Source organism: Burkholderia sp. Ac-20392, assembly GCF_017104585.1.
Lineage (GTDB): Bacteria > Pseudomonadota > Gammaproteobacteria > Burkholderiales > Burkholderiaceae > Burkholderia > Burkholderia lata.
Genome location: NZ_JAAGPB010000400.1, coordinates 1 through 7,808, shown reverse-complemented (window position 1 = coordinate 7,808; position 7,808 = coordinate 1). Strand labels below are relative to the sequence as shown.

Below are 7,808 nucleotides of genomic sequence, written 5' to 3'. Positions count from 1 at the left end.
GCCGCCAGCGCCGTGCCGCGCGCGGGACGGTCCGCGTGCGGCAGGCGCACCGCGATGTCGTGATTGCCCCAGCGGCCGTGCGCGAGATTGTCCGCGCCGAGCAGCTCGCACGAATCGACCGGCAGCGTCGCCTGCGCGACGCCCGGCTGCGGCGTCATGTGTTCGGGACGCACGCCGAGCACCCAGTCGCGCCCGGTGGCGATCGCCTCGCCGATGCCGGGGGCCCCTGCGACCGGCAGCGCAGGGCCGCCGCCCGCGACCGTAAACGTCGCGCCGTCGTCCGACAGCCGGCCGTGCATCAGGTTCATCGCGGGCGAACCGATGAAGCCCGCGACGAACACCGTCGCCGGCTTCTCGTACACGTCGACCGGCGCACCGATCTGTTCCGCGTAGCCGCGGTTCATCACGATCACGCGCTGCGCGAGCGTCATCGCCTCAATCTGGTCGTGCGTCACGTAGACGCTCGTCGTCGCGAGCCGCGCATGCAGCCGCTGGATCTCGAGCCGCATCTGCACGCGCAGTTTCGCATCGAGGTTCGACAACGGCTCGTCGAACAGGAACACCGACGGCTCGCGCACGATCGCGCGCCCCATCGCGACCCGCTGCCGCTGGCCGCCCGACAGCTCGCGCGGCCGCCGCGCGAGCAGCGGCTCGAGTTCGAGGATCTTCGCGGCGGCCGCCACCCGCGAATCGATCGTCGCGCGCTCGATCCCGCGGATCTTCAACCCGTAGCCCATGTTCTGCGCGACCGTCATGTGCGGGTACAGCGCATAGTTCTGGAACACCATCGCGATGTCGCGATCCTTCGGCTCCAGCGCATTGACGACGCGCTCGCCGATCGCGATCTCGCCGTCCGTCACCGTCTCGAGCCCCGCGATCATCCGCAGCAACGTCGACTTGCCGCAGCCCGACGGGCCGACCAGCACGATGAATTCGCCGTCGGCGATCTCCACGTCGATGCCATGCAGCACGTGCTGCTTGCCGTCGTAGGATTTCCTGACGCCCTTCAAGCTCAGCGCAGCCATTCTTGGTCCTTCTCCCGGTTACCGTCCGTTGTTATTTCTCGGAATCGACGAGGCCGCGCACGAACCAGCGCTGCATCGCCAGCACGACGACGAGCGGCGGGATCATCCCCAGCAGCGTCGCCGCCATCACGTATTGCCATTCGGTCGCGGCGTCGCCGCTCGCGATCATCGTCTTGATGCCCACCACCGCCGTCGACAGCGACGCCTCCGTCGTGATCAGGATCGGCCACAGATACTGGTTCCAGCCGTAGATGAACGTGATCACGAACAGCGCCGCGATGCTCGTCTTCGACAGCGGCAGCACGACGTCCCAGAAGAACCGCAGCGGCCCCGCACCGTCGATGCGCGCGGCATCCATCAGCTCGTCGGGCAGCGTCATGAAGAACTGGCGGAACAGGAACGTCGCAGTCGCCGATGCGATCAGCGGCAGCGTGAGCCCTGCGTAGGTGTTGGTCAGATGCAACGTCGACACGACCTGCACGGTCGGGAATATCCGCACTTCCACCGGCAGCATCAGCGTGATGAAGATCAGCCAGAACGCCGTGTTGCGGAACGGGAAGCGGAAATAGACGATCGCGTACGCGGACAGGATCGACACCGCGATCTTGCCCACCGCGATGCCGAGCGCCATCGCGAAGCTGTTCACGAGCAGGCGGCCGAACGGCGCCGTCGTGCCGCCGCTGCCGTGCCCCCAGATGTACGCGACGTTCTCGAACAGGTGCGTGCTCGGCACGAGCGACAGCGGCACCGTGAACACTTCCTGCGCGTTCATCGTCGCCGCGCAGAACGCGACGTAGACGGGAAACACGATCAGCACGACGCCCGCGATCAGCACCGCGTGGCAGAACAGGTCGAAGCCCTTGCGATTTTCGATCATGCGTATTGCACCCTGCGTTCGACGAAGCGGAACTGGATCACCGTGAGCCCGACGACGATGATCATCAGCACGACCGACTGCGCGCCCGAGCTGCCGATGTCGAGCCCCTGGAAGCCCTCCGCGAAGATCTTGTAGATCAGCGTCTTCGTGCTCTGCGCCGGGCCGCCGCCGGTGGCCGCGTCGATCACCGGGAACGTGTCGAAGAACGCATAGACGAGGTTCACGACCAGCAGGAAGAAGCTGGTGGGCGACAGCAGCGGCAGCACGATGTTGAAGAAGCGCCGCACCGGCCCGGCGCCGTCGATCGCGGCCGCCTCGATCAGCGAGCGCGGGATCGCCTGCAGGCCCGCGTAGAAGAACAGGAAGTTGTAGCTCACCTGCTTCCACACCGACGCGAGCACGACCAGGAACATCGCCTGCCCGCCGTTCAGCGCGTGGTTCCACACGATGCCGCTCTTCGCGAGCGCATAGGTGATCAGGCCGATGCTCGGGTTGAACAGGAACGCCCACAGCACGGCGGCGATGGTCGGGGCGACCGCGTACGGCCAGATCAGCAGCGTGCGGTACACGCGCGCGCCGCGGATCACGCGATCGGCGCACGCGGCGAGAATCAGCGACACGACGAGCCCGCTCACCGTGACGAGCGAACTGAACACGAGCGTCGTGCGGAAAGAATCGAGATACAGCGGATCGGCGAACAGGTGCGTGAAGTTCGCCAGGCCGACGAATTCGCTCGAGGTGCCGAACGCATCCTGCATCTGCGTCGACTGCCACAGCGCGACGCCGGCCGGCCACAGGAAGAACACGGCGGTGATCGCGAGCTGCGGCGCGATCAGCAGGTACGGCAACAGGCTCGTACCGAAACGGGAACGGGATTGCATCGCGGATATCCGGTCAGGCGCAACGGAAAGATGGCCGTGCCGCCGGCCGGCGCGCGTGCATCCGTACAGGGTGCAACGCGGCCGGCGGCACGGTGCGATGCGGGCTCAGCCGCCCGACTTCTCGAAGCGGCGCAGCAGTTCGTCGCCGCGCGATGCGGCCGAATCGAGCGCATCCTTCGGCGACTTCTTCTGCGCCCAGACCTGTTCGAACTCCTCGTCGACCACCGTGCGGATCTGCGGCATGTTGCCCAGGCGCAGCCCCTTCGTGTACGGCAGCGGCGGCTTGTTCAGCATCTGCTTGATCGCGGTTTCGGCGCTCGGGTTCTTCGCGTAGAAGCCCTGCTGGCGCGTGAGGTCGTACGCGGCGGTCGTCACCGGCAGGTAGCCGGTGTCCTGGTGCCACTTCGCCGCGACTGCCGGCGAGGCCAGGTACGCGAGGAATTTCGCGACGCCCTTGTAGGTCGCCGGATCCTTGCCGGCCAGCACCCACAGGCTCGCACCGCCGATGATCGCGTTCTGCGGCGCGCCCTTCACGTTCGCGTCGTACGGCATCATGCCCGTGCCATAGCTGAACTTCGCGAACTTCTGCACGTTCGCGAGCGCGCCCGACGACGTCGTCAGGATCCCGCAGTCGCCGCTGTAGAACTTCGCCGACGCTTCATCCTTGCGGCCTGCGTAAGTGAACGTGCCGTCCTTCGCCATCTGCTGCAGGAACGAAATGTGCGCGATCTGCTGCGGCTTGTTGAATTCGAGCACCGCGTCGGTGCCGTCGAAGCCGTTGTTGCGGCTCGCGAACGGCAGCCCGTGCCAGGCGCTGTAGTTCTCGAGCTGGATCCAGCCCTGCCAGCCGGTCGTGAAGCCGCACGCCATCCCCGACTTGCGCAGCTTCTCGGCATCGGCCTGCACGTCGGCCCACGTCTTCGGCGGCTGGTTCGGATCGATGCCGGCCTTCTTGAACGCGTCCTTGTTGTAGTACAGCACCGGCGTCGAGCTGTTGAACGGCATCGAGACGAGATGGCCCGTCTTCGCGTCGCTGTAGTAGCTCGCGATGGTCGGCACGAACGCCTTTTCATCGAGCGGCACGCCGGCCTGCTTGAACACGTCGTAGACAGGTACGACGGCCTTCTTCGCCTGCATCATCGTGGCCGTGCCGACTTCGTAGACCTGCAGGATCGCCGGCGCGTTGCCGCTGCGATAGGCGGCGATGCCGGCCGCGAGCGCCTGGTCGTAGGTGCCCTTGAAGACCGGCACGATCTTGTAGTCGCTCTGCGACGCATTGAACTGGTCGGCGATCGCGTTGACCCGCTCGCCGAGCGCGGCCTCCATCGCATGCCAGAACTGAATTTCCGTCGCGGCGAACGCCACGTGCTGCACCCCGAACATCAGCGCGCCGCCGAGCGCGATCGAACGAACCAGTGTCCCCGCAGGCTTCTTCTTCATCGACCTCTCTCCTATGAAAACGTTACCAACAGCGTGTGCAACATTCCCGTCGCCATTGAACCGGCGAAGTCTAGTGATCGTTTGTGACAGTCAGTTGTCGCTGATGACGAACAGGCGCTGATACTCCTTCAGCGCGAAGCGGTCGGTCATGCCGGCGATGTAGTGCGCGACGAGGCGCGGCTGCTGCGCGGCATCCTCGGACTGGTACGGCGGCGGCAGCAGGCGCGGATCGTCGATGAACGCATCGAACAGGCCGGTGACGACGCGCTGCGCCTTGCTCGCCATGCGCATCACCTTGTAGTGGCGATAGAGGTTCTTGAAGAGGAAACGCTTGAGGGCGGCCGCCTGCGTGGCAACCGTTTCGCTGTGCGACACGAGCGGCGGCGCGGCGCGCACGTCGTCGAGCGATGCAGGCGCGACACGCACGAGATTGCGCGTCGTCTCGTCGATCAGGTCGACGATCAGCGTGTTGATGATGCGGCGCACCGTCTCGTGCACGAGACGGCGGCCTTCGAGGTGCGGGAATTCGGCGAGCGCCGCCTCATAGTGGCGCTGCCACAGCTCGACTTCCGCGAGCTGTTCGATCGTGATCAGGCCGGAACGCAGGCCGTCGTCGACGTCGTGGTTGTTGTACGCGATCTCGTCCGCGATGTTGGCAAGCTGCGCTTCGAGCGACGGCTGGCGGCCCTGCAGGAAGCGCTCGCCGAGCGCGCCGAGCTTGCGCGCATTCTCGCGCGAGCAGTGCTTCAGGATGCCTTCGCGGGTTTCGAAGCACAGGTTCAGCCCGTTGAACGCGCCGTAGTGCTCCTCGAGCTCGTCGACGACCGCCAGGCTCTGCAGGTTGTGCTCGAAGCCGCCATGCTCGCGCATGCAGGCATTCAGGGCGTCCTGCCCGGCATGGCCGAACGGCGTATGGCCGAGATCGTGCGCGAGCGAAATCGCCTCGACGAGATCCTCGTTCAGGCGCAGGTTGCGCGCCACCGAGCGCGCGATCTGCGCGACTTCGAGGCTGTGCGTGAGGCGTGTGCGGAACAGGTCGCCTTCGTGATTGACGAAGACCTGCGTCTTGTATTCGAGCCGGCGAAATGCGGTCGAATGGACGATGCGGTCGCGGTCGCGCTGGAATTCGGTGCGCGCCGCCGGCGGTGTTTCCGGATGGCGGCGGCCGCGTGACTGCAACGCGTGTGCGGCATACGGAGCGAGATGGGCTTCCAGCGCCGCCAGCGTCGGCGGCTCGGCAACCGGCGCAGCAGATGCGCGGCCGGCTTCGGGCAGTGTGCTGCTGGATGTCTCGCTCACGTCTCCTCCATGTCAGGGGCGCCGGGGCATCCGGGCGGCCGTTAGCGGGTCGTCTGTGCCAGTGTAGCGAACACGGCTTCGTCCGGCGCTTGCGTGATCAGCGTATCGCCGAATCGCTTCAGCAGGATGAACTTGATCGCGCCGGCCTCCGCCTTCTTGTCGACGCGCATCAGGTCCATGTAGCGCGCGTCGCCGAGCGCGGGCCCGCGGGTCGGCAGGTGCGCGGCCTCGATCACCGCATCGAGGCGCTGCCGCGACGCTTCGTCGAGCAGGCCGAGCCGCACCGACAGGTCGCCCGCCATCACCATCCCGCAGCCGACCGCCTCGCCATGCAGCCACTCGCCGTAGCCGAGCCCGGCCTCGATCGCATGGCCGAACGTGTGGCCGAAGTTCAGGATCGCACGCAGGCCGCCTTCACGTTCGTCGGCCGCCACCACGCTCGCCTTGATCTCGCACGAGCGCTTCACCGCGTGCGCGAGCGCAGCCGGGTCGCGACGGTTCAGCGCGTCGACGTTCGCCTCGATCCAGTCGAAGAATTCCGCATCGGCGATCGCGCCGGTCTTGATGATCTCGGCCACGCCGGCCGCCAGTTCGCGGTCGGGCAGCGTCGTCAACGCGCCGATGTCCGCGATCACGGCCTGCGGCTGGTAGAACGCGCCGATCATGTTCTTGCCGAGCGGGTGGTTGATGCCCGTCTTGCCGCCGACCGACGAATCGACCTGCGACAGCAGCGTCGTCGGCACCTGGATGAACGGCACACCGCGCATGTAGCACGCGGCCGCAAAGCCCGTCATGTCGCCGATCACGCCGCCGCCGAGCGCAACGAGCGTCGTCTTGCGGTCCGCACGGTCGGTCAGCAGGCCGTCGAAGATCAGGTTCAGTGTTTCCCAGTTCTTGTACGCCTCGCCGTCCGGCAGCACGACCGTCGACACGCGCTTGCCGAGCGGCGCGAGCGCTGCGCGCAGCGCGTCGCCGTAGAGCGGATCGACCGTCGTGTTCGTGACGATCGTGACGGACGAGCCCTTGATATGAGGCACGAACAGCTCGGCGCGGCCGATCAGGCCGGCGCCAATGTGAATCGGATAGGCGCGGTCGCCCAAATCGACGTTGACAGTAATCATGCTTGTAGCGGCTTGGCGATGACGCCCGCCAGTTCGAGTTGCATCAGCACCATGTTGACGAGACCGTTGACCGACGGACGGCCGGTCTCGATGACGAAATCCGCGCATTCGCGGTACAGCGGGTCGCGTACCTCGTACAGCGCTTCGAGACGCCCCTTCGGATCTTCGGTCTGCAGCAGCGGGCGGTTCTTGTCCTTGCGGGTGCGCAGCCACAGATCGTGCGGATTGGCGCGCAAGTAGATGACGATGCCGTTGTTTTTCAGGCAGTCGCGGTTTTCCGGGCGCAGCACCGCGCCGCCGCCCGTCGCGAGCACGATGTTCTCGCGCTGCGTGAGATCGGTGATCACCTGCGTTTCGCGATCGCGAAACCCGGCCTCGCCCTCCATCTCGAAGATCACCGGAATGCGCGCGCCCGTGCGGGCCTCGATTTCGTGGTCGGAGTCGAAGAACGTCCTGTCGAGCCGACGCGCGACCGCACGGCCCACGGTGGTCTTACCCGCTCCCATAAGGCCGACGAAAAATACGTTTGCATGTGGGTCCCGCGCTTGCAACGGCTTCCTCTGCTTCAATCTTGCTGGTGTGTGGCGCAGCTTACTGGCAAAGCGGCTGCCTTGTCGAGCCTGCGCCGGCGGCTTCCGGCCCTGTTTTTTCGGCATCCGCGCCGGCCGCGCCGCGCGCATTGCAACGCGCGTCGACGACGGTCGGCGTGATGAAGACGACCAGTTCGTTACGCTGATCGCGTTGCGCGCGGTGCCGGAAAAGCGCGCCCATAAACGGTATTTTGCCCAAGAGCGGCACGCGCGTCACATCGTTCCGGTTCAGTTGCTCATAGATCCCGCCGATCGCGACCGTCCCGCCGTTCTCGACCTCGACGCGCGTCTGGACGTGTTTCGTATGGATCGCCGGGCCGGCCGCCGTCGGCTCGCCGATGCTGTCCTTCGTCACGTCCAGGTCGAGCACCACGCGCCCGTCCGGCGTGATCTGCGGCTCGACCTCCAGTTTGAGCGTCGCCCGGCGGAACTGCACGCCGCTCACGCCGTTGCCGACCTTCGCCTGGTACGGCAATTCCGAACCCTGTTCGACGATGGCCTTGACGCGATCGGCGGTCACCACACGCGGGCTCGAGACGATCTGGCCCCGCCCCTGCGCCTCGAGCGCGCTCAGA

General features: G+C 66.4%; 7 protein-coding genes and 1 pseudogene. All 8 read right to left on the bottom strand.

Translation table 11 applies throughout. The features are described 5' to 3' along the window. Window positions 1-1,025, bottom strand: a 1,025-nt coding sequence (locus tag G3N99_RS30115) for a sn-glycerol-3-phosphate import ATP-binding protein UgpC (RefSeq protein WP_206124193.1), incomplete at its 3' end; no start/stop codon positions are given. 31 nt (window positions 1,026-1,056) lie between these two features. After that, window positions 1,057-1,902: a sn-glycerol-3-phosphate ABC transporter permease UgpE gene (gene ugpE / locus G3N99_RS30110; protein WP_089444814.1), complete on the bottom strand. Its 846-nt coding sequence runs from the start codon at window positions 1,900-1,902 to the stop codon at window positions 1,057-1,059. Beyond that, on the bottom strand, window positions 1,899-2,783 hold the full coding sequence (gene ugpA / locus G3N99_RS30105) for a sn-glycerol-3-phosphate ABC transporter permease UgpA (RefSeq protein WP_039366730.1): 885 nt from the start codon (window positions 2,781-2,783) through the stop codon (window positions 1,899-1,901). Before ugpA ends, ugpE begins: the two co-directional genes overlap by 4 nt. A 105-nt stretch (window positions 2,784-2,888) precedes the next feature. Beyond that, window positions 2,889-4,223, bottom strand: a complete 1,335-nt coding sequence (ugpB, locus tag G3N99_RS30100; RefSeq protein ID WP_174942218.1) for a sn-glycerol-3-phosphate ABC transporter substrate-binding protein UgpB — start codon at window positions 4,221-4,223, stop codon at window positions 2,889-2,891. 90 nt (window positions 4,224-4,313) lie between these two features. Further along, on the bottom strand, window positions 4,314-5,498 hold the full coding sequence (locus G3N99_RS30095) for a deoxyguanosinetriphosphate triphosphohydrolase (RefSeq protein ID WP_241011921.1): 1,185 nt from the start codon (window positions 5,496-5,498) through the stop codon (window positions 4,314-4,316). A gap of 65 nt (window positions 5,499-5,563) precedes the next feature. Then, a complete protein-coding gene (gene aroB / locus G3N99_RS30090) occupies window positions 5,564-6,643 on the bottom strand; it encodes a 3-dehydroquinate synthase (RefSeq protein WP_206124192.1) in 1,080 nt (359 codons plus the stop codon). Then, window positions 6,640-7,194, bottom strand: a complete 555-nt coding sequence (locus G3N99_RS30085) for a shikimate kinase (protein ID WP_174939887.1) — start codon at window positions 7,192-7,194, stop codon at window positions 6,640-6,642. Before G3N99_RS30085 ends, aroB begins: the two co-directional genes overlap by 4 nt. Window positions 7,195-7,234: 40 nt before the next feature. Beyond that, window positions 7,235-7,808: pseudogene (locus G3N99_RS30080) on the bottom strand (type IV pilus secretin PilQ); the annotation flags it as partial.